Source organism: Rhodococcus sp. 3258 (genome assembly GCF_031456475.1).
GTDB lineage: Bacteria > Actinomycetota > Actinomycetes > Mycobacteriales > Mycobacteriaceae > Rhodococcoides > Rhodococcoides fascians.
The window spans coordinates 1,181,429-1,202,386 of sequence record NZ_JAVDUT010000001.1; the positions used below are offsets into that span (position 1 = coordinate 1,181,429).

A 20,958-nucleotide genomic window follows, 5' to 3' on the forward strand; every position below is an offset into this window, starting at 1 on the left:
CTACAGCGGTTTCAGCGCCCGGCTGGGCACCCAGTGTGTGACGGTTTCACTCCGGTCTCGCGACATCAGTTCGTAGGTGACGCGACCCAACCAATCGCCGTCGACGGTGATGGACCATTCGACCAGATCCCCCGGGACCACGCGTCGAACATCGAAGCCTTCCGGATTGAACTTCGACGCGTGATGTGGCGGTAGCGGGTAGAGGACGTTCAGATCGATCCACACCTTGAGTGGTGGTCTGAGCATCTTGAACGGACGCACGGCAGACGCGGGTCGAGGTTGAGCGCGTCGTGCCATCGTTCGATCATACGTTCGATTCGGACGCAGTCATACCTGTCCCCGCAACGAGAAACGGCCACCCGCACACGAGGTGTGGGTGGCCGTCTTCGATCAGGATGAATCAGATGCCGAGCGATCCTGCCAGGAACGGCCAGGACTTGTGCAGGTCGTCCTGCCAGTAGCCCCAGGAGTGGTTGCCGACCGGACGGAAGTCGACAGTTGCCGGGATTCCCAGCTGGTCGAGACGCTTGGCCAGGTTGGACGTGCAGAAGTTGGTGGCCAGCTCGATGCCGCCGCCGACGATGACCTGGTTGGCGAGCGTCGCCGGGTCGTTCTTCAGGCGCGGGTTGGCGAAGGTGTCGTTCGGGATGCCGGGCAGTCCGCTGCCGGTGCTCATGTAGATCTGGGTGCCGCGCAGCTTCTCTGCGTTGAGCAGCGGATCGTTCTCGCGCCACACGGGGCCGTCGAGCGGGCCCCACATGTTCTCGACGTTTCCGCCGCCGTACGTCTCGACGACGAGCTTGACGAACTGCTGACCGATCGGGTCCGAGGTCTGCGCGCAACCGCTGTATGCCGCGACACCGGTGAACTTGCCGGGGTACTTGATTGCGATGTTGAGAACCGACGTGCCCGTCATGGACAACGCTGCCAGAGACTGGCGACCGTTGGTGTCGAACTGCGCATCGATCAGCGGAGGCAGTTCTTCACCGAGGAAGGTGCTCCACTTGTTGCTGCCGAGCTTCGGATCGTCCTGCAGCCAGTCGGTGTAGTAGGACCACTTGCCCTTCTGCGGAGTCACGATGTAGGCGTTCTTGTCCGACAGGAAGGCCTCGGCGTCGGTCTGCGACTGCCACGATGCCGCATCCTCGCCGCCACCTGCACCGTTGAGCAGGTACAGCACCGGACGCGACACGCTCTCGTCGGCGGGGCGCTGCACCGTCACCGGAATGGTGCGGTTCATCGACGCGGAGTACACCTGGAGCTGAACCTGGCGGCCGTCGAGGGTGTTCACCGATTCGATTCGCGAGCCGTTGCTCGACTGAGTCGTTGCGGCGGGTAGTTCGTCCGCGGACGCGACGGGCGTCATCAGCGCGGTCGGAAGAATCGCCACTGCGAGGGCGACGGCCGCAGCCGAACCGAATCGCTGGAAGCCGTGTCGTCGAGATCGTGGCACGCTGTTTCACCTTTTCGTCGAGTTACACCGGTCGAGTTTCTACATCGGCCGAAGATGAGGTGACGTTACCTCGAGCAAACGTCCCGAGCGTTATGGACCGGACGAATCCGAGACGCGATCGTGATGGTCGCGCTCGACCCTCGAACCGACGACGAGACACACCAGGATGACGATCGCCGCCACGACAACGCCGACGGGAAGTGGCGAATTCAACCAGACAATGGGCGGCACATAGACGTCGGATGTCCCGTCCACCCAACCGAACACCCGCGGCGGCACGGGTGCCGACACCGAGAACAGCGTCAGTGCGAACGGTACGAGCGGACCGATGGTCGACGCCACCGTGCGCGTCACTCGTGCCGATCCGATGAGCAATCCGACAGCGATGGGATGCAGCACGCAATAGCACACAGTCCCAACGGTATTGATCGAGTCGTCTCCGATGGGCAGAAGACCGGTGGCCGTCACAACGGTCAGCAGTGCACACGCGGCGGTGGTGAGATCGCGTCGCAGGCCCACTCCCACCGCTCCGACGAACAACACCGCGGCCACGACGAGTACCCACCACGACGCGTCGCCCCACCCGAGCGCATTGACTCCCGATGCCGCTATCGCCAAGCCCGACATCACGTATCGGCCGTCGAGGCCACCGAGGTCGAACGCAACACCGTATGCCACCAAGACGGCGATCGCGACGGCGAAAATCCACGTGCTCGCCGTCGACGTCGTATTGCCCAGATAGATGTAGACCACCAGACAGACGAATCCCAGCACGAGAGCGGCTACTGCGTCGGAGGTTTCGAATCGGCCCACGGATGCCCGCCGGACGGCCACGAGCAGCACGATAGTGGTTGCGAGAAGGAGGAGTAGCGGGACCGTGGATTCCACCAGATACGGCCCCAGCCCGTCCATCCACCGACCCTCACGCGGTCCGCGTAGCCGGGATATCGCGCTGTAGAACAACATGGAGCCCAGCAGTCCTACTGCAAGGCCGCCCGACGGGAGCCTGCGTCCACCGGCGATGAATCCGCAGATGCCGACCAGAGCGCCGGCACCGAGCGCATTGGTCGTCACCGCTTGGTTGGCCGCGATCGGCACGAAGGACGGCAGCGCAACCAGCAGCGAGCCGAGAACTGTTGCTAGGGCGGCCGATATCCGGGGCCGGCGGCGATGGACCGCCACGAGCACGAGCACCGCCATCAGAACCGTGAGAGAACCAGCCCATTGCGCGGTGACGAACGCTCCGTACCACTTCCCCGTCGACTCGATGTGGAACACATCCTGGCCGAGGGATTCACGAATCGAATATCCGGCCACGAATCCGCCGATGGCCGTGGCCACTACGGGCAATACGCGATCCGCTGCAATCACGCGTTCAATGTAGAGGGCTTCCCAATCGACGGCCATGTGTGGTCTATTCGACGCGAACCCAACGTCAGGAGTGCGCCATGTTTCGTCGTATCGCCGTCACGGTTGCTGTCGTCGCAGGTGCCGCCGCACTCGGAGTCGGTACCGCCGACGCCGACGAATGGCCCGTCGCGCCGCCGTACCCGAGCCCGACTGCTCCGCAGGACGTCACCGGAGTGTTCCTCACCCCTCAGGACCCGGACTACTGGAATCCCTTCGTCAGCGAGAATCGACTGACGTCCCCGTACGGCAACAGCACTCGCATCGTGTGCACCGGATTCCATGGCGTACTGCTGGAGTGCTGGCAGGCCGACTCGAACGGCAACCCGCACAAGCTCATTCCGCTGAGTATGGACTACCCGGGTTCGACTGGCCACTTGCTCCCCGGCGGCGGTCCACGGCACTTCGTCTATCCCGGCTACATCCCCGGCATCGGCTGACCCTGTCGACACCGCCGGCAACTGATCTGAGTGTCCACAATTCGCCCTGGTAAGCGGGATTTCGTACGAGGGTGACAATAGTGGGCGCTCAGGTCAGTTGTACGGCTTGCGCGCCGTTTCCGGGTCGCCGTAGGTGATTGCCCGTTCACGTCGCGTTCCACTGAGAAGTGTTGCGCCCCAGTTGATCAGCGTTCCAGCTCGGTTGCGTTTACCGGCCAGGAATGCGATGTGGATGACGCCCCACGACACCCAGCCCAGGAATCCCGACATCTTCAGCGGCCCGGCCTGCACCAGCGCGTGGCCGCGGGCGATGTAGGCGGCAGTGCCCAGGTCTCGATACTTGAAATCCGCACGCACAGAACCGGATACATCTGCTGCGATTGCTGCGCCCGCTGCACGTCCACCCTGCATCGCCACTTCGGCGACACCGGCCAGACCGTTCAACGCCATGATGTCGCCGACGACGAACACGTTGCGGTGACCCGGCACGGACAGGTCGGGTTGCACGGCGATCCGTCCGGACCTGTCCTGCTCGACGCCCAGGGCGTCGGCCAGATTCTTCACGAACGGAACCGCTTCGACGCCTGCGGTCCACAGCACGGTGCGAGTGTCGTGGCGTGTGACGGTCTTCGGTTCGGCCTTGGCCGTCACCTCGACGTCGGTGGCCGTAACGTCGGTGACGTGAACGCCGAGATGCGTTTCGACTCCGACCGTGTCGAGGGTGCGCTGGGCCTTCTTCGTCAGGGAGTCTGGGAACGATTCGAGTACGCGGTCGCCACCGTGAAAGAGGAGCACCTTAGCTTCGGACGGGTGGATCGAATCGAATTCCTTCGCCAGCGCCCGGGTGGCGAGTTCCCTGATCTGCCCGGCCAATTCGACTCCGGTGGGCCCTCCACCGGCGACGGCGAAGGTGAGCCAGGGGCGACGCTCTTCGGGGGTGGGCAGGGACTCGGCCATCTCGAATGCCGAGATCAGTTTTCGCCTGATCGCCAAGGCGTCGTCGAGGGTCTTCATGCCCGGTGCCCACTGCACGTATTCGTCGTGGCCGTGATACGCCTGCTGCATTCCGACGGCAACCACGAGATAGTCGTACGGCAACTCGAACGTCGACCCGTCGAAGCGGCTCGCCGTCACCACTCCGCCATCGCCCACGGTTGTCACCGAGGTCGCTTCACCGAGAGCCACCTTCACGTTCTTCTGCTTGCGCAACAGGTGACGCAACGGGCTGGCGATCGAGCCCTCGGAGAGAAGGCCGGTTGCGCACTGATAGAGCAGCGGCTGAAAGACGTGAGAGGTGCCTCGTTCGAGAACGGTGATGTCGACATCCGAACCGTGCAGCCGGCGGGTTGCATACAACCCGCCGAAGCCGCCGCCGAGGACCAGGACCCGTGGACGTGACATCGTCGATACTCTCCCTCGATCCGACCCGCAGAACACAATTCCTCGCGCGTCACAGCGTACTCGAGGGCAACGGCGTGCAGCCGTCCCCCGCCGGGCCGCACCCCGGTCTGAGGTGCGGCCCGGCAACGTACCGACAACGGATCAACCGAGCATCCGCTGCATCGTGTCGATTTCCTGCTGCTGCGTGGCCACGATCGTGCGGGCCATCTCCTGCGCGTCGGGGTTCGAGCCGTCCGCAATCTCGTTGTTCGCCATCTCGATCGCGCCCTCGTGATGCTCGATCATCATCGTCAGCCACTGACGGTCGAACTCCGGGCCCGACAGACCGGTCAGGGCGTCCATGTCCTGCTGGGACATCATGCCCATACCCGAGCTGTGGTCCATTCCGCTCATCTCGCCCATGTCCGACGGGGGTGCGGGCTGACACCATTAGACGAGCCAGGCCGTCATCCGGTCCATTTCCGGTTGCTGCGCGGCTTGGATCGCCGACGCCAGTGTCACGACGTCCGGATTGTCGGTGCGATCTCGGACCATGTCAGCCATGTCGACGGCCTGCGCGTGGTGCGGGTACATCATCCGCGCGAACATGACGTCGGCGTCGTTGAACTCCGCCGATGCCGATGCCGATGCCGAATCCTGAACGGAAGCCGATGAGGTAGTCGACGTCGACGAATCCGACGTGGTGTCACTGCTGCAGCCGGCGACGAGGAATGCGCTCACCGTGGCGGCAGCCAGCGAAGCGACGAGTGTTGTACGCATGTGAATCTCCTTGAACGAGTGTGCAATACAGGGATCTAGGTATGTCGATCCGCCGGTGGTCGTGCGTCCACCGGGCTCCCTGTCACACTCGCAAGGTCACCGATCTGTCCAACTCCCACAGAGTCCACGGCGGCGCGCGCTCCGATATGGAATGGACGCGCCCACCGATCCCGTCCTCCGACATGACCGAGTGGATGCCATCGACGTTCGTCATCGGGACCGACAGCGCAGCCCACGACACGGTGGTTCCCGCGCACGGATGCATCATCTGATGTGCCGACGGGCAGTCGTGCTCACCGACTGCCACCTGAACCGGGCCCTCGTGGTGGGTCGCCGACGACATGGCCGCATGCTCGCTTTGTGCCGACGTGGTCGGTGTCACCGAATGCATCAGCAGTACCCCGAGGATCGTCAGCGCGATCAGCAATCCGCTCGCCGAGGCAAAGCCCGGGCGACGGCGTCGGATCACTGAATGCATGTCACCGACGATAGCAAGACATACCCCCCAGGGGTAACAGTGAGGGCATTCCGGCTCGAGCCGAGGGACTTCCGACTCTGTCTGCTCTCCAGCGAACCGGCCATGCTCGAGGTGTACCTGAACACGACAGTCAACGAACGGGAATACAACATGAATGCATCGAGTCGGGTCGTCGTCGGAGTCGACGGATCTGCCACATCGCTCGACGCGGTCCGTTGGGCAACGCGCGAGGCTGTTCGACGCCACGCCCCGCTCGAGTTGGTCACGTCGTCACTGTTCGCGCCGGGAACCTACGGCGATGCCATCAGCCTCCGGATCGGCGCGTTCGCAGATCCGGACGTCGAGGCCAAGCGGGTCCTGACCGCTGCGGTCGACGTTGCGCACAAGACCGCGGCAGGCAATTCGCTGATTCTCGACACTCGTCTCGAACATGGCTCGGCTGCACGCAATCTGACGCACTTCGACGTCGCGCCTGCCTTGATCGTCGTCGGTTCGAGGGGCCTCGGTGAGTTCACCGGTGGATTGGTCGGGTCGGTCAGTACCGCCGTCGTGTCACACGCCAAGTGCCCAGTGGTAGCGATCAAGTCGAGCACGGTCAGCGACGGGCCGGTGGTCGTGGGTGTGGATTGCACGTCCAACAGCCAGCCGGCCATCGGATTCGCGTTGCGCGAGGCGTCGATGCGAGGTGTCGACCTCGTTGCCGTACATGCGTGGAGCGACCTCGAGCTCGGGAGCGTGCTGACCCGCGACGAAGAAGGTCCGTGGGCCGATTCCGAACTGGCAGAGAAGACTTCGCTGGCCGAGAGCCTGGCCGGGTGGTCGGAGGACTACCCCGACGTCACCATCCGCCGGGTAGTGGTTCAGGACAGACCCGTTCGCGAACTGGTCCGCGCCTCCGAGAGCGCGCAGCTGATCGTGGTCGGTAGCCGCGGCCGGGGCGGCTTCGCCTCGATGCTGCTCGGTTCGACCTCCCGCGCAGTGCTGCATTCGGTCGATGTCCCCGTCGTTGTCGTACCCACGAACCGATGACCGCGTCCACCACCGAGACCACCTACAGCTCCGATGAACTCGACGCCGATCTGCGCTACTGGGCTGCCGCGAACTACCTGACGGTCGCCCAGATCTATCTGCAGGACAATGTATTGCTACGGCAACCGCTGACGGTGGAACACATCAAGCCCCGGCTACTCGGGCACTGGGGCACCAGTCCCGGGCTGTCGATGATCTACACACTGCTCAATCGCCTGATCTGCCGAACCAACTCGGATTGGCTGTATGTCACCGGCCCCGGTCATGGTGGCCCGGCATTGGTCGCGAACACCTATCTCGAAGGCACGTACAGCGAGATCTATCCCGACATCTCGCTCGACAGCGACGGTGTGCGTCGTCTGTGTCGCCAATTCTCCACTCCCGGCGGCATTCCGAGCCATGTGAGCGTGCAGACCCCCGGAAGTATCCACGAGGGTGGCGAGCTGGGGTATGCCCTGATCCACGCCGCGGGCGCGGCGTTCGACAACCCCGATCTGGTGGTCGCCTGTGTCGTCGGCGACGGGGAGGCCGAAACCGGTCCGCTGTCGGGTTCGTGGAAGATCCCGGCGTTCCTGAATCCGGTTCGTGACGGCGCAGTGCTGCCCATTCTGCATCTCAACGACGCCAAGATCTCCGGTCCGACAGTGCTCGGGCGCAGCACCGATCAAGCGATTGCCGACTATCTCGGCGGTCAGGGTTGGGCACCGATCTTCGTCGAGGGCGACGATCCGCGAGAGGTGTTCCCGGCCTTGCAGTTCGCTCTCACCCGCGCCCACGACGATATTCGGAGAATCCAGCGTGCGGCCCGCGGCGGCGAGTCGCACCACGGAAGTGCATGGCCTGCAATCGTCTTGCGCACCCCGAAGGGCTGGACCGGGCCACACGAGGTGGACGGCAAGCTGATCGAGGGAACGCACTGGGCCCACCAGGTCCCGCTGTCCGGCGTCCGCGAGAATCCGTCGCATCTGGCGCAGCTCGAGCAGTGGTTGCTCTCCTACGATCCCGGATTACTCTTCGACGACAACGGCGTACCGGCGGCGCACATCCGTGAACTCACTCCGACGGGAGACAAGAGGCTCGGGGCCACTCCCCACGCCAACGGCGGTGTGCTGTTGCAGCCCTTGGTCATTCGTGAGCTCGAGAACTACGCTCTGACGATCGACTCCCCGGGACGCGTCTCACACGAGACGACCACCGTACTCGGGGAGATGATGCGGGATATCTACCTCGACAACGCACGACCCGACGGCGGTGGCACGTTCCGCCTGTTCTGCCCCGACGAGACCGCCAGCAACCGTCTGCAGGCCGTGTTCGAGGCCACCGACCGATGCTGGCAGCTGCCGACCACCGAGTTCGACGACAACCTGGCCGCCGACGGCCGCGTCATGGAGGTGCTCAGTGAGCATCTGTGTGAGGGCTGGCTCGAGGCGTACCTGTTGTCGGGCCGACACGGATTGTTTGCGAGCTACGAGGCTTTCGCGATGGTGAGCGTGTCGATGCTGATTCAGCACACCAAGTGGCTGCAGCATGCGGCCACTCTGGCCTGGCGAGCACCCGTCGCCTCGTTGAACGTGCTGCTCACCAGCACGTGCTGGCGCAACGACCACAACGGGTTCAGTCATCAGGGGCCCGGACTGATCGACGCGGTGATCCCTCTGGCACCGGATGTGGTGCGCGTGTGGCTGCCACCGGACTCCAATACTCTTCTCGCCGTTGCCGACCACTGCTTTGGGAGCCGCGGACACGTCAACGTGCTGGTGGTCGACAAACAGAGCCATCCCCAGTATCTGACGCTCACCGAGGCTCGCGCACACGCAGCAGCCGGTGCCTCACGGTGGGACTGGGCCGGTACCGAGAACACCGACAAACCAGGCGACACCGAGATAGTCCTGGCCTGCGCCGGCGACGTTCCGACCGAGGAGACTCTCGCTGCAGCGAACCTGTTGCGTAACTGGACACCCGAGCTGAAGGTGCGCGTGGTCAACGTCATCGACCTGATGGCGCTGCTACCCGTCGCCGATCATCCACACGGGTTCTCGGAGGATCAGTTCGCCGATCTGTTCACCGACTCGGTCGATGTCGTCTTCGCTTTCCACGGCTACCCCCGGGCGGTGCACCAGCTGCTGCACGGCCGTCCGAACGCGCAGAGATTCCACGTCCGCGGCTTCATCGAACAAGGCACCACGACAACACCGTTCGACATGGTGGTGCTCAACAAGATCAGTCGCTACCACCTGGCGATCGAAGCACTCGACCGAGCACACACGGCGCCGGCCGGTGCCGAGGAACTGCGGCAGCACTGCCGGGACCAACTGACCCGGCACGACGCCTACATCCGGAAACACTTCGAGGATCTACCCGAGATTCGCGAATGGCGGTGGTCGTGACGGATCGGTTGCTAACCGCGAGCGATGATCAGCGGACAGTCGACGCGGTGGGCCAGAGACCGAACGGTGGATCCGAGCAGCTGGCCACTGAAACCGGTGCGTCCGCTCGAACCGACCACCACGGCCTCTGCGCGCACCGCCGCGCCGAGGATGCGTTCGACGACGTCGCCGCGCAGCACTGTCTGCTTCACCACCACGTCGGGATACAGCTCGCTCCACCCGGACAGGTTTTCGGCCAACACGGTTCGGCCGTTGGACACAATTGCCTCGGACTTGTCCGACGTCGACGCGTCGGGTGACGAGACGAGTCGATCCGTCGACACGTGGACTGCAACAAGGCCAGTGCCCCGAAGCGAGGCCTCCTCGAAGGCCAGCCGGACGGCCTCCTGGTTGTGCGCCGAGGCGTCGACTCCGAGCACGACCGGTCCCCGTGCCGAATGCAACTCCACGCTGCGCGGCACGATGACTACCGGACAGCGAGCCTGCACAGCCACCGCCGTGCTCACCGAGCCGAGCAGCTCGGCGAAGTACTCGCCGTTGCCGCGTGAGCCGACCACCATCATCGACGCGGTGGCGGACTCGTCGATCAGCGCCTGAACAGTCGGTCCGACAATCGGTTCGATCATGATCGTCAGCGCGTCGGGTTTCTCGACCGCCCGCCGCGCGACGAGGGATGCCGACGTCAGAATCGAATCCGCACGTGCATTCTCCTCGGAGCCGAGTTGCGACGGGAGTGCGACGAAACTGGTGTAGAGGGCCCTGATTTGGTACGCGGACACCAGCTTCAACGGTGCTCCGCGTAATTCGGCTTCGCGTGCGGCCCAGCCGACCGCGTCGAGTGACGAACCGGATCCGTCGACGCCGACGACGATCGCCCTCGCGTTCACGGTACTCATGCGTGCGGCACCACGAGGACGGGGCATTCGGCGTGCCGCAGGACTTTCGTCAACGTGCTTCCCGGCACGCGATCGCGCTCGTGCCCCACCACCAGCAGCTGTGCAGTGTCGGACACCGCGACGAGTTCCGATCCCGAATCGGCCTCGGCGTAGACCGACGCCACCCGCACCGAAGGATAGTCGGCACTGAAGGGTTCCAACCGGACGTCCATTGCCGACTCGGGGTGCAGATGGTCGACCGGACCGCCGATGGCGCTGGCCAGAATGGTCGAGACAGTCTGGGTGTGCACGGCCAACACGGTGGCCCCGCGCATCGACGCTTCGTGGAATGCCTGCGCCACAACGAGATCCGATGCCGAAACCTTCACGTCTCCCAGAGCGGCGACGACCGCGCCGTCGCGCTCGGAATCGAAGGTGTGCACAACGGCCACGGGGTTCGGTGAGCATTCGACCACCGTGCGCACCATGGATCCGAGAACCCGTGCAGCGATCGAATTCTCGGTCTTGGCACCCAATACGATCAGGCACGCAGACGCTGCTTCGGACAGCATCACCGTTTCCGGGACACCCTGTAGAACAACAGCTTCCACGATGACGGTCGGGTCGCTCGCCCGCGCTATGATCGCGGCCTGGTCCAAGACGGTGCGCGCATAGTCACCGTCCACGTCGGGTGCCCCGTATACCGTTTCACGCTGCATCTGGGGTTCGATCACATGTACCAGTCGCAGTGATGTTCCTCGGCCTCGCGCCTCACGCACAGCGAAGCGCACTGCATCGAGCGCGGCCGTCGATCCGTCGATTCCGACCAGAACGGGTCCGGTGGTGTGTGAGATGTTCATCGGGTTCCTCTCGGTGGTGCGACGCAGGATCGGCACCGTCACCGAAAACGCTACGAGCTCATCGCCACTCGCGGTAACGGCCGGAGGTCATCGAAAGAGGTGACCAACGACTGGAGCCGTCAGGGCAGCGGTACCGCCCACGTCACATCGGTGCCGCTGCCGGAAGCACCGGGGCAAACGGTCATGGTCCCGCCGCACTCGGCCGCACGGGCCCCCAGGTTGGACAACCCACTGGTGGTGGTGTTGTCGGGCATACCGATTCCGTTGTCGGACACCACGATTTCGAGCTCGTTCCCCACCGACAGAGTAACGGTCACAGTGTCGCCCTGGGCGTGATGAACGACGTTGCTGACAGTCTCGCGGACAACGGCAACGGCATGATCGGCGAGTTTGGTGTCGACGACCGACAGTGGTCCGAACATCCGCACGACGGCACGGATATCGACGTTCTCGGTGAGTTCGAGTACCGCGCTGTTGATACGTTGCCGCAGCCGTGTTGCGGAGTGGGATGTGCTCTGCAGGTCGAAAATGGTCGTCCTGATGTCCTGCACCGTGTCCTGCAGGTCGTCGATCGTTCTGGACAGACGCTGCCGTAGGTCCGGGGACTCGGTGCGCTGCAGGGTGCTCTGCAGCGCCAATCCTGCAGCGAAGATCCTCTGAATCACGTGATCGTGCAGGTCACGGGCAATACGATCCCGGTCGGACAACACGTCGAGTTGATGCATCCGCCGACTGGCGTCCGCGATCTGCATCACCAGCGCGGCCTGGTTGGCGAAGTTCGAGACCAGTTCGAGTTGGGTCTCGTCGAACGGTCCCCGCCCCGCGGCGCGCAGAACCACCAGGACTCCACTGACGCCCTCTGCCACGCGGAAGGGTGAAATCATTGCGGGTCCGAAAGCAGAGCCCAGTTCCTTGACCCCGTAGTCGAGTCGCTCCTTCCGCAACGCTGTTCGACGCCGAAAGGCTACTCCCGAGCTCGAGCCCTCGATCGGAACGACTGCCCCGACCATTCGATCGGCCCCGAGCCCGTCGCTGACCGTGACGACGAGTTGCGTGACATCCCCGAAGGCTTGGTCTGCGTCCTCGGGTACCGCGATGAACGCCGCATCGGACCCGGTCAGGTGCAACGACTTACGCGCCACCATCTGCAGTACTTCGTCGATGTCCGTCCCGGAAAGGAGCTCGGTGCCGATGTCCCGCGTTGCCTCCATCCACGCCTGACGCACCCGCGAGTCCTCGTACAGTCTCGAGTTGTCGATGGCGATGCCGGCGGCGGACGCCAACGCCTTGGTGACGACTTCGTCGTCCTCGGTGAACTGCTTGCCGCCCTTCTTCTCGGTGAGATAGAGATTGCCGAAGATCTCGTCGCGAACCCGAATCGGCACTCCGAGAAAGGTTTTCATCGGGGGATGGTTGGGCGGGAACCCCACCGATTCCGGGTGCGATGTCAGATCGTCCAGACGTAGCACTTTCGGTTGGTCGATCAACAGTCCGAGTACCCCGCGTCCGGTGGGGAGCGGGCCGATGGCCACCCGGGTGTCCTCGTCCATGCCGTAGTTGATGAACGCACTCAATCCGTGGCCTTCTCCGCGCACGCCGAGCGCACCGTACTGGGCGTCGACGAGCTTGACGGCCGATTCCACGATCGAACGCAGCGTCACCTCCAGATCGAGTCCCGAGGTGATGACGAGCATCGCGTCGAGCAGACCGTCGGCTTGAATCCTCGCATCGGCGATGCGACCGATACGATCCTGCACCTCGGCAAGCAGCTCCCCCAGCCGGAGTTGCGGTAGCGAAGACCGGGTTTCCCCGTGCTGGTCATCCATCCCGGGACCCCGGTTTCCGGTGGGCAGGCGGATCGCCGTCGGCGAGCTTCGACGCATACACCGCAGCTTGGGTGCGGCGTTCCATCCCGAGCTTGGCGAGCAGCCGAGACACGTAGTTCTTCACCGTCTTCTCCGCCAGGAACATCCTGGCCGCGATCTGTCTGTTGGTCAGGCCCTCTCCCAGCAGATCCAGCAGGGTGCGCTCCTGGGGCGTGAGGTGATCGATAGGGCCCGATGACGCCGTCCCGGCTCGCAATTTGTCCATCAACGCCGCGGCTGCACGGTTGTCGAGCAGCGACCGGCCGGAACCGACGTCCTTGATCGCTCGGGTCAGTTCCATGCCGGTGATGTCCTTGACGACATAGCCGCTCGCGCCCGCGAGTATCGCGTCGAGCATGGCCTGGTCCTCGGTGAACGAGGTCAGCATCATGGTCTTGAGGTTCGGCAGTCGATCGAGAAGCTCACGGCACAGTTCGATGCCGTTGCCGTCGGGTAGCCGCACGTCGAGCACCGCGACGTCGGGCTGCAGGGCCGGAATTCGGGCCAGCGCCTGCGCGCAACTGCCTGCCTCGCCGATGACCTCGAGATCGGGATCGGAGTCGATGAGGTCGATCAGACCGCGCCGCACGATTTCGTGATCGTCCACCAAGAAAACCGTGACCACGTCGACACCCCTCTACCTGCGTCCATGTCGAACGCCTCGACTTGTGAGCCTACGGGGGACGGTCGGCGGTGGTCCGACCTTTCGTCACCGAAACAGAGGACCAAAGTCCTCGGTCCAGGTGTTGTTGTCCTGCCGCGCCCGAGGCTGTGCGCGGCGTCTGATGGATGTTCGACACCACGACCGAGGAGGAAATCGATGGGCCCACTTCCGACCATCGTCGGGGTCGACGGTTCGGCGGCGGCTCTGGACGCGGTGCGCTGGGCCGCTCTCGACGCACGATTGCACCTGTCCGATCTCCTTGTCGTCTCGGCGATGTCGCTGCCCAAGGTCTTGACCGGGTTGGGCGTCCTTCCCGATACCGTGGTGCACCAGGCCAGATCGGAAACCGACCGCATTCTCGACGAGGCCCGGGAGACTGCGACTCGTGGGACGGCGATGGTCACCGTCGATACAGTCTCGTCCGAGGCCTCTGCGGTGTCCACATTGCTCGAACTGTCCGAGACGGCCCGCATGGTGGTCATTGCCACGCGGGGGCTCGGTGGCACCGAGCAGCGGTCACTCGGCTCGATCGGGTTCGCCGTCACCACTCATGCTCGCTGCCCGGTCACCGTGGTGCGTGGCTGGACCGACGGCGGTCTCGACCACGCGATCCAACCGGTGGTCGTGGGCGTGGACGGCACCAAGGCGAGCGCTGCCGCAATGACGTCGGCGTTCGAGGAGGCGGATGTTCGATCGGCACCACTGACTGCGGTGCACTCCTGGTCGGACACGGATCTGTCGATCGGCTTCCCGATTCGAGGAATGGAGTGGCCGGACAACCGACGCGCGGCTGCAGATCACTTGGCGCGGCTGCTCGAGCCGCACACTCGACTCCATCCGACGGTGTCGGTGCGGTCCGTGGTGGTCAAGGACAAACCGGTACAGGCACTTCTCGATCACGCCCAAGGTGCTCAGCTGGTGGTGATCGGTAGTCACGGACGCGGCGGCTACGCGGAGATGATGCTCGGCTCGACCAGCCGGTCGGTGCTGACGCGAGCGCACTGCCCGGTCACCGTCGTGCCGTCGCCCGGTCGCCTCGCCGCTGTCACCCACCGGCCCAGCATGTGACTGTCCCCGACCGGACAATGCCGTTCGTCGACCTACGAGGGTCCTAATGCCCTACGACGGCCGAGCCGAGCCGAGCACGCTGTGTTCATGAGCCGACCGGACACCGCCGCCTACGCGATCGAAGTACGCGCACTGAGCAAGAGCTACGGCGGGAAGCTAGTTATCGACGACCTGTCGTTCGCCGTCGAACCCGGCACCGTCACAGGCTTTCTCGGCCCCAACGGATCGGGTGAGTCCACCACGATGCGATTGATCGTCGGATTGGATCGCCCCAGCGCGGGCACCGCACTGATCGGGGGCGTCGAGTACGCGCAGCTGCACCGCCCACTACTCACGGTCGGCACCTTGCTGGATTCCGAGGCCGTCCACCCGGGCCGGACCGCTTACGACCACTTGTTGTATCTGGCTCAGACTCAACGTATCCCGGTCACACGCATCATCGACGTACTGGAGCTGGTCGGTCTACGCGACGTCAGTGGCGGCGCGCATTCTGCACCTGAATCGCTGCATTCATCACTGCTCGATTCCTTGTGAGCACACGCGCTGGTCCAGCGCGTGTCTGCCCTCGAGCAACCCTACGGCGAATCGAGCCGAAGGGGAACACTCATCGAGATCGGAGAGCCCCTCAGAACTCCAAGACCTGACGAGCGGTGACGCGTCCGGCCATCAGGTCGTCGAAGCAGTCGTTGACCTCGTCGAGTTTGCGCGACACCGCCGATACCGTCGTTCGTCCGGCCTCGTGCAATGCGAACACCTCACGAAGATCTTTCCTGGTGCCGACAATCGAGCCGAGGACCGAGATTCCGCCGACCACCGTCTCGAAGATCGGGATCGGGAACACGCCGTGCGCAGGCATCGACACGCACACCAGCCGTCCGCCGCGGCGCAGTGACCGGAAGGCCTGATCGAACACACTGGGGATGACGGCCAGGACGATTGCGACATCGGCTCCACCGAGCGCCTGAATTGCCTCCACCGGATCGGTCGTCGCCGAGTTGACGGTGTGGTCTGCGCCGAGTTTTTGTGCCAGGTCGAGTTTTTCGTCCTCGATATCGACCGCGGTGACGAAGCCGCCGGCGATCTTGGCGTACTGCACCGCCATATGACCGAGCCCGCCGACACCGAAGATGGCCACGCGCTGCGCCGGGGTGACGCCACCGACCTTGACAGCCTTGTACGTGGTCACGCCGGCACAGGTCAGTGGGGCAGCGTCGAACGAGGAGATCCCGTCGGGAACATGGACGACATACTTCGCATGGGCGACAGCGTATTCGGCGTACGCACCGTCGATCGAGTAGCCGCTGTTCTGTTGCGTCTCGCACAGCGTCTCCCAACCCGAGACACAGTGATCGCATTCGCCACATGCCGAACCGAGCCACGCGATGGCGACTCGCTCACCGATTCTGTCCTTCGACACCTGCGACCCGACCGCCTCGATCACTCCGATGCCCTCGTGCCCGGGGACGAAGGGCAAGGTCGGCTTGGCCGGCCAATCCCCCTGCGCAGCATGGATATCGGTGTGACACACACCGCACGTCTCCATCTTCACCAGCACCTGTTCGGGCGCGGGCTGCGGTATCGGGATGTCCTTGACTATTAGGGGCCCGCCGAACTCGGTGACAACAGCTGCTTTCATCGTGAACTTCCTCCAACATCAGAAACCGGTGCCGTTCTCGACCGTCGAGCAATGCACACCGTCGATGATCGGCGCTGCGGCGGCGGGCACGTAGGGCCGGAAGTCATCGACCGGTCGGGACGTCTCCCGAGGTGCGCGTGGGGAGGCAAAAGGCACAGCAGTCATGGACTTTCGTCCCTGGTGACTCTGGCGATCAGGGGCCACACTAGGCACCATGGACACTTCTGCACCCTCCGATTCGAAGACTTGCGAACGATGAACCTGTGGAGAAGACATCCGGGCGTTCGAACCGGTGATGCACTGACCACGGGTGAGCGTGCGGCGGATTACGTCCGAAACGGAATGGGCTCCTGGCCGTTCGTATTCCTGTTCCTGGGCGTGATGGCGCTGTGGGCCGCGTACAACCAGAACGACGGGTTCGATCCGTACCCTTTCATCCTGCTCAACCTGTTCCTGTCGATGATCGCAGGACTGCAGGGCGCCATTCTGCTGATCTCGGCCAAGCGCGCGGACTCGGTGAGCAGTGAGGTTGCCGTACATACACTTTCGAATACCGCACTGCTGCAGGACATGATCGAAGCGAATACCGTCTTGACCGAATCGGTGGCACAATTGGCGGCAGAGATTCACGAGCACGTCTGCCCGTCCGCTCGGCGTGTCGGTGCAGGCACGTTCACGAAGGTCACGAGCCCGGTGTCCCAGCCGTGAGACAGGCAAGGATCTCTCGGGCCCAATTGCACACATGAACCCAGTCCCGGAAGTCTCCGGCAACCGCGCCGGAGTTGTCGAAGATCTGACGTTCGCCCACCGAGAGCCGTTCCGCGTCGAGCCGACCGGGAAATGTTCGATGCGAGGATGCATCCAACATCGATACCGCGCGTGCGGCGTCGGCGGTGTCGTTGACCGGTCGGTCGCTCGAATGCAATGGCCCGCAGGAGAACAGCCACACGGGTGGGTGCGCAGACCCGGAGACCCGCTCGACGAGCCGCTTGGCGGTGGGGACCCACCGATCGGAATAGACGGCACTTCCGATGACCAGGGCGTCGTAGCCACTGATATCGACGACGGAATCCGGAGCGCAGACGTCGACCTCGGCTCCCCCGTGCCGGAACACACGGGCCATCTCCTGCCCGAGCGAGTTCGTCGCTCCGTGCCGTCCGGCGGTCGAGACCAGGATTCTCATGCGATGCGACGTGCGAGGCGGTTCGTGTACGCCGTGATCCGCCACCCTCGGAGGGCGACGAGAACTCCCAGTACGCCGAACATGCCCTGCAGCCAACTCGTTTCGCCGATCACAAGCGGTTGGACCACTATCCAGGCAGCGAGCAGTACGCCCGCCGTGTGGGCGATGGGGCCGGTCTTGCCGCCACCCGCCAGAGCCGACGCCGCCGCCAGTCCCATCGGCACTCCGACGACCAGAACCAACGCGAGGCCGGCGAGCGCCGTATTCGACAGCGGTAGGCGTGCGTGCGCCTCGGTGCTCAGATCGATGGCGCCCGAGGCCAAACCGATCGCGCCACCGAAAGCGTTGATGGAAATTGCGGCGCACACTGCGCCCAGCCACGGCCATCGTCGGTCTTTCGTGGTGAGCGCTCGCGTAGTCGACATCATGAGCTCAGCGTGGCTGCCGAACAATCCGGGAGCTAGGGCACAAGGTCCGCCGCCACGAGGACTTCTCTCCACTTCGTGACTGAACCGTCCACCGCCCCCGCCGTATCGGGACCTTGTGCCCTTACTTACGAGTGCACGGCGTCGGAGACTCGTAATCGACGCCGAACACACGGCGGTGAGGGGTAGGTGACCGCATGCTCGCAGAACTCGCGCACCGGTGGTGGCGTCGAACTCCTTGGTGTTCCAATCCGCTGATGCGACTGCCCGACAGGATCGAACGAACGGCCTACGTCGTCGGTGTCGCGGTCCTTCTGTTGCTGATACCCGTCGCCGCGACGATCGGTTCGGTGACCTACAGCGACCTGTCGACGCGGTCACGTCAGCAACGGGCACACTACGTTCAGGTCGACGCCCGAGTGATCGACACCGCGCAGTCCACGAGTACCGGCAGCGACAGCACCACGCTCGCCACCGGTGTCGCAACGGTGCAATGGAGTGCACCGGACGGGTCGATTCGCTCGGAATCGACCGAGGTTCCCTCGGACGTCCACATCGGTGAGACCACTCCGATTTGGTGCGACGCGAACGGAACCCTCGCGCGTGCGCCCGTCAGCGAAGTCGGTGCCGTCATCAACGGGGCCTCCACAGCCGTGTTCGTGTGGGTTCTCGGCGCGGTCTTGGTCGGATTCCTGGTCTATCTCACCACCGTGGCCGGTGATCGAGTTCGCATGCGGCGTTGGGACAGCGACTGGAAAGACTTCCTGCAGGCGCGAAACCACCCCTCGCGGTAGAGCCGTCGAGCATCCACCGTTCGAGGAGACAATGACATGAGCGATCTCGACACCGAATATCGGTCCGCCCGCATCGACTACGAGCGCAAACTCATGCGCAGCCCTCTGGCGGCGCAGCTGCGTGTTGTCGAGCAGCTGATGAGACTGATGATGGCCGAGCAAGGCGTGCTGCACCCTCGTGATCTCGTTGCGTCGGCGCTGCCGCCGAACATGCACCCGACGCTGAACTCTGCCTGACGTCGGCGGGGTCGTATGACCTTCGAGACGCTCGCCCTGTGTGCCGCGGTGGGTTTGTTCGGCCCACTTCTGGCGCTTCCGCGTGGGCTTCGGATACCGGTCGTCATCGGAGAACTCGTCGCTGGAATTGTCATCGGTCACACAGGCTTCGGCGTCATCGATCCGAGTGAGCAGACACTGAGTCTTCTGGCGCAGGTCGGGTTTGCGCTCGTGATGTTCGTGGCGGGCAGTCAGGTACCGATTCGCGATCCTCGACTGCGGGTCGGCCTCCGGGTGGGCGCTGCGCGGGCTGTGGCCGTCGGGCTGCTGGCTACCGCACTCGGCTGGGCCGTCTCCACTGCGTTCGATCCACCGCACCCCGGTCTCTACGCGGTGTTGATGACATCGTCCTCGGCCGCGGTCATCATGCCGATAGTCGAATCCAGCAAGACGGCCACATCCGGGCTGATGTCCTTCCTGCCACAGATCGCGATCGCCGACGCAGTCTGTATCGTCGCTCTACCCCTGGTGATCGATCCACCGCGCGCTGTTCCGGCCGCGTTCGGATCCATCACGGTCATCGCTGCCGCCACCGCGATCTTTTTCGTACTGCGACACTTCGACCTCACCGGACTGCGCCGTCGAATCCACCATGTGTCTGCCCAGCGTAAGTTCGCTCTCGAATTGCGACTCAACCTGGTTCTGCTGTTCGGCCTCGCGGCCCTCGCGGTCCACACTCATGCGTCGGTGATGCTGGCCGGCTTCGGCTTCGGACTGGCCATCGCTGCGATCGGAGAACCGCGACGTCTGGCGAAACAGCTGTTCGCCATCACCGAAGGTTTCCTGGGTCCGCTGTACTTCGTCTGGCTCGGCGCGTCACTCGACCTGCGTGCACTGGGTGGCCACCCGAGCATGATCGTGCTGGGGCTCGTGTTGGGTCTGGGTGCAATCGCGGTGCACGGCGCGATGCGCGCGACAGGCCAGCCCGTCGGGCTTGGGATACTCGCGGCCGCCCAACTGGGCGTTCCGGTTTCGGCCGTGACTCTCGGGGAGCAGAGCAGCGTTCTGGCACCCGGTGAAGGCCCCGCCATCGTGCTCGGCGCACTGGTGACCATCGCGGCGGCGGCCGTCATATCTCGGTCTGCTGCTCGTCGTCCTGCCTGAGCGGTGGGCCAGAACTGCTGGGCCCAACGGCGGGTGTTCGGCGCCGCAAGGCATTTGGTTGTTTCGAGTCTCCAGGGATGGGGAATAAGCGTTGTGGAACGATCGGCACGACGCGAAACGGATCACGACGATGACGGATGACCAGGTCTGGCGCCTCAAGGGTGCGTGCATCGAAGACATGGATGCATACGACTCGCAACAACTTCCTCGGCACGGACGCAAACGCGCAGAGAAGGCATGGCGGCTGTGCGCCGACTGCCCGGTGTTGCGGAACTGCGCCGAGCAGACGGCTCGCGATATCGAGTCGGGTCGAATTCCGGTCGGCGTGGTCGTCGCCGGCGCGGCGTATCACGACAATGCCAGCAACGGTCGGCGAACGGATGCCTACCGCACCCTCGAACTTCTGATCGGGAGACCTCTGGCCAACCCGGCTGCCTGATAACGAGGCGGTTACGGAACGCTACGTCACCGGTAACGGCTACGGCACGGTCTGTCGCTTTCACCGCGTGTCTTTCGGTCTCTGACCTGCATGGACGTCAGGTGCGCAACAATGTCTGCATGAGCACAGCGCACGTGACGAGGATCGAGGGCCCGCTCGATCTCCAGGACGCGTTGGCGCGTCGCGCGCCTATCGAACAGGCAAAGGGAATCCTGATGGCGGTGCACCGCATCACTGCCGACGAGGCGTTCGCTTTGTTGGTCGAGAGGTCGCAACGTGCCAATCGCAAAGTGCACGACATCGCTCTGGAGTTCGTGCACGAGATGTCCGAGTTGCCCTGACCGACAAGTCGACCCCGCACGCTGTGTTTTCAACGTACGGGGTCTGAGCAATGTGGCAGTCCGGACTACTTCAT

Annotated in this window: 24 protein-coding genes and 1 pseudogene; 11 read left to right on the forward strand and 14 right to left on the reverse strand. The window is 64.2% G+C overall.

Features of this window, described 5'->3' with window-relative positions:
- The 3 genes from J2X62_RS05440 to J2X62_RS05450 all read right to left on the reverse strand — a co-directional run bounded on the left by J2X62_RS05440 (position 1) and on the right by J2X62_RS05450 (position 2,824).
- Positions 1-297, reverse strand: coding sequence for a hypothetical protein (locus J2X62_RS05440; protein ID WP_027495602.1), 297 nt, complete (start codon positions 295-297; stop codon positions 1-3).
- A gap of 103 nt (positions 298-400) precedes the next feature.
- Positions 401-1,366: an alpha/beta hydrolase family protein gene (locus J2X62_RS05445; protein ID WP_205914390.1), complete on the reverse strand. Its 966-nt coding sequence runs from the start codon at positions 1,364-1,366 to the stop codon at positions 401-403.
- Positions 1,367-1,543: 177 nt separating this feature from the next.
- Positions 1,544-2,824, reverse strand: a complete 1,281-nt coding sequence (locus J2X62_RS05450) for a hypothetical protein (RefSeq protein WP_310178329.1) — start codon at positions 2,822-2,824, stop codon at positions 1,544-1,546.
- 77 nt (positions 2,825-2,901) lie between these two features.
- On the opposite strand from J2X62_RS05450, the gene J2X62_RS05455 reads away from it, so the two are divergent.
- Entirely contained in the window at positions 2,902-3,300 is a 399-nt protein-coding gene (locus J2X62_RS05455; protein WP_032400384.1) for a hypothetical protein, read from the forward strand.
- A 93-nt stretch (positions 3,301-3,393) separates the two neighbouring features.
- Here J2X62_RS05455 and J2X62_RS05460 read toward each other — a convergent pair whose 3' ends face one another.
- The 3 genes and pseudogenes from J2X62_RS05460 to J2X62_RS05470 all read right to left on the reverse strand — a co-directional run bounded on the left by J2X62_RS05460 (position 3,394) and on the right by J2X62_RS05470 (position 5,938).
- On the reverse strand, positions 3,394-4,701 hold the full coding sequence (locus J2X62_RS05460) for an NAD(P)/FAD-dependent oxidoreductase (protein WP_204857612.1): 1,308 nt from the start codon (positions 4,699-4,701) through the stop codon (positions 3,394-3,396).
- A 141-nt stretch (positions 4,702-4,842) separates the two neighbouring features.
- Positions 4,843-5,460: pseudogene (locus J2X62_RS05465) on the reverse strand (DUF305 domain-containing protein).
- Between the two features lie 82 nt (positions 5,461-5,542).
- Positions 5,543-5,938, reverse strand: coding sequence for a DUF6153 family protein (locus tag J2X62_RS05470; protein WP_310178334.1), 396 nt, complete (start codon positions 5,936-5,938; stop codon positions 5,543-5,545).
- Between the two features lie 150 nt (positions 5,939-6,088).
- Here J2X62_RS05470 and J2X62_RS05475 point away from each other — a divergent pair, with 150 nt between their 5' ends.
- Both J2X62_RS05475 and J2X62_RS05480 read left to right on the forward strand, forming a co-directional pair.
- A complete protein-coding gene (locus J2X62_RS05475) occupies positions 6,089-6,967 on the forward strand; it encodes a universal stress protein (protein WP_310178336.1) in 879 nt (292 codons plus the stop codon).
- Entirely contained in the window at positions 6,964-9,354 is a 2,391-nt protein-coding gene (locus J2X62_RS05480) for a phosphoketolase family protein (protein WP_310178339.1), read from the forward strand. The genes J2X62_RS05475 and J2X62_RS05480 overlap by 4 nt, the downstream gene beginning before the upstream one ends.
- An 11-nt stretch (positions 9,355-9,365) precedes the next feature.
- Here the strand turns inward: J2X62_RS05480 and J2X62_RS05485 are convergent, their stop codons facing one another.
- The 4 genes from J2X62_RS05485 to J2X62_RS05500 all read right to left on the reverse strand — a co-directional run bounded on the left by J2X62_RS05485 (position 9,366) and on the right by J2X62_RS05500 (position 13,579).
- Positions 9,366-10,250 (reverse strand): universal stress protein, encoded by an 885-nt coding sequence (locus J2X62_RS05485; protein WP_310178341.1) that lies wholly within the window; start codon positions 10,248-10,250, stop codon positions 9,366-9,368.
- Positions 10,247-11,089 carry a universal stress protein gene (locus J2X62_RS05490; RefSeq protein ID WP_143544851.1) on the reverse strand — a complete coding sequence of 281 codons (843 nt, stop codon included), beginning with the start codon at positions 11,087-11,089 and terminating at the stop codon, positions 10,247-10,249. The genes J2X62_RS05485 and J2X62_RS05490 overlap by 4 nt, the downstream gene beginning before the upstream one ends.
- Positions 11,090-11,208: 119 nt before the next feature.
- Positions 11,209-12,915 (reverse strand): GAF domain-containing sensor histidine kinase, encoded by a 1,707-nt coding sequence (locus tag J2X62_RS05495; RefSeq protein WP_310178348.1) that lies wholly within the window; start codon positions 12,913-12,915, stop codon positions 11,209-11,211.
- Positions 12,908-13,579 (reverse strand): response regulator transcription factor, encoded by a 672-nt coding sequence (locus J2X62_RS05500; protein WP_027495581.1) that lies wholly within the window; start codon positions 13,577-13,579, stop codon positions 12,908-12,910. Before J2X62_RS05500 ends, J2X62_RS05495 begins: the two co-directional genes overlap by 8 nt.
- A 195-nt stretch (positions 13,580-13,774) precedes the next feature.
- On the opposite strand from J2X62_RS05500, the gene J2X62_RS05505 reads away from it, so the two are divergent.
- Positions 13,775-14,686 carry a universal stress protein gene (locus J2X62_RS05505; protein WP_310178351.1) on the forward strand — a complete coding sequence of 304 codons (912 nt, stop codon included), beginning with the start codon at positions 13,775-13,777 and terminating at the stop codon, positions 14,684-14,686.
- 87 nt (positions 14,687-14,773) lie between these two features.
- Complete coding sequence (locus tag J2X62_RS05510) at positions 14,774-15,220, forward strand: ATP-binding cassette domain-containing protein (RefSeq protein ID WP_310178354.1); 447 nt, start codon at positions 14,774-14,776, stop codon at positions 15,218-15,220.
- Positions 15,221-15,311: 91 nt separating this feature from the next.
- Here the strand turns inward: J2X62_RS05510 and adhP are convergent, their stop codons facing one another.
- Both adhP and J2X62_RS05520 read right to left on the reverse strand, forming a co-directional pair.
- Positions 15,312-16,322: an alcohol dehydrogenase AdhP gene (adhP, locus tag J2X62_RS05515; protein ID WP_310178356.1), complete on the reverse strand. Its 1,011-nt coding sequence runs from the start codon at positions 16,320-16,322 to the stop codon at positions 15,312-15,314.
- A gap of 18 nt (positions 16,323-16,340) precedes the next feature.
- Positions 16,341-16,487: a hypothetical protein gene (locus J2X62_RS05520; RefSeq protein WP_155290474.1), complete on the reverse strand. Its 147-nt coding sequence runs from the start codon at positions 16,485-16,487 to the stop codon at positions 16,341-16,343.
- Positions 16,488-16,577: 90 nt separating this feature from the next.
- Between J2X62_RS05520 and J2X62_RS05525 the strand changes: the two genes are divergently transcribed.
- Positions 16,578-17,030 (forward strand): DUF1003 domain-containing protein, encoded by a 453-nt coding sequence (locus J2X62_RS05525; RefSeq protein WP_027495572.1) that lies wholly within the window; start codon positions 16,578-16,580, stop codon positions 17,028-17,030.
- Here the strand turns inward: J2X62_RS05525 and J2X62_RS05530 are convergent.
- Positions 17,005-17,505, reverse strand: coding sequence for a flavodoxin domain-containing protein (locus J2X62_RS05530; RefSeq protein ID WP_032371843.1), 501 nt, complete (start codon positions 17,503-17,505; stop codon positions 17,005-17,007). The two genes, J2X62_RS05525 and J2X62_RS05530, sit on opposite strands and share 26 nt — an antisense overlap.
- Entirely contained in the window at positions 17,502-17,933 is a 432-nt protein-coding gene (locus J2X62_RS05535; protein ID WP_310178362.1) for a hypothetical protein, read from the reverse strand. Before J2X62_RS05535 ends, J2X62_RS05530 begins: the two co-directional genes overlap by 4 nt.
- 194 nt (positions 17,934-18,127) lie before the next feature.
- Between J2X62_RS05535 and J2X62_RS05540 the strand changes: the two genes are divergently transcribed.
- The 5 genes from J2X62_RS05540 to J2X62_RS05560 all read left to right on the forward strand — a co-directional run bounded on the left by J2X62_RS05540 (position 18,128) and on the right by J2X62_RS05560 (position 20,884).
- Complete coding sequence (locus J2X62_RS05540) at positions 18,128-18,724, forward strand: hypothetical protein (RefSeq protein WP_032371841.1); 597 nt, start codon at positions 18,128-18,130, stop codon at positions 18,722-18,724.
- A gap of 36 nt (positions 18,725-18,760) precedes the next feature.
- Positions 18,761-18,961 carry a hypothetical protein gene (locus J2X62_RS05545; RefSeq protein WP_027495568.1) on the forward strand — a complete coding sequence of 67 codons (201 nt, stop codon included), beginning with the start codon at positions 18,761-18,763 and terminating at the stop codon, positions 18,959-18,961.
- A gap of 15 nt (positions 18,962-18,976) precedes the next feature.
- Positions 18,977-20,104: a cation:proton antiporter gene (locus tag J2X62_RS05550; RefSeq protein ID WP_310178368.1), complete on the forward strand. Its 1,128-nt coding sequence runs from the start codon at positions 18,977-18,979 to the stop codon at positions 20,102-20,104.
- Between the two features lie 130 nt (positions 20,105-20,234).
- Positions 20,235-20,543 carry a WhiB family transcriptional regulator gene (locus tag J2X62_RS05555; protein ID WP_135043299.1) on the forward strand — a complete coding sequence of 103 codons (309 nt, stop codon included), beginning with the start codon at positions 20,235-20,237 and terminating at the stop codon, positions 20,541-20,543.
- Positions 20,544-20,662: 119 nt separating this feature from the next.
- Positions 20,663-20,884 carry an ANTAR domain-containing protein gene (locus tag J2X62_RS05560; protein WP_230591697.1) on the forward strand — a complete coding sequence of 74 codons (222 nt, stop codon included), beginning with the start codon at positions 20,663-20,665 and terminating at the stop codon, positions 20,882-20,884.
- Positions 20,885-20,958 lie beyond the last annotated feature (74 nt).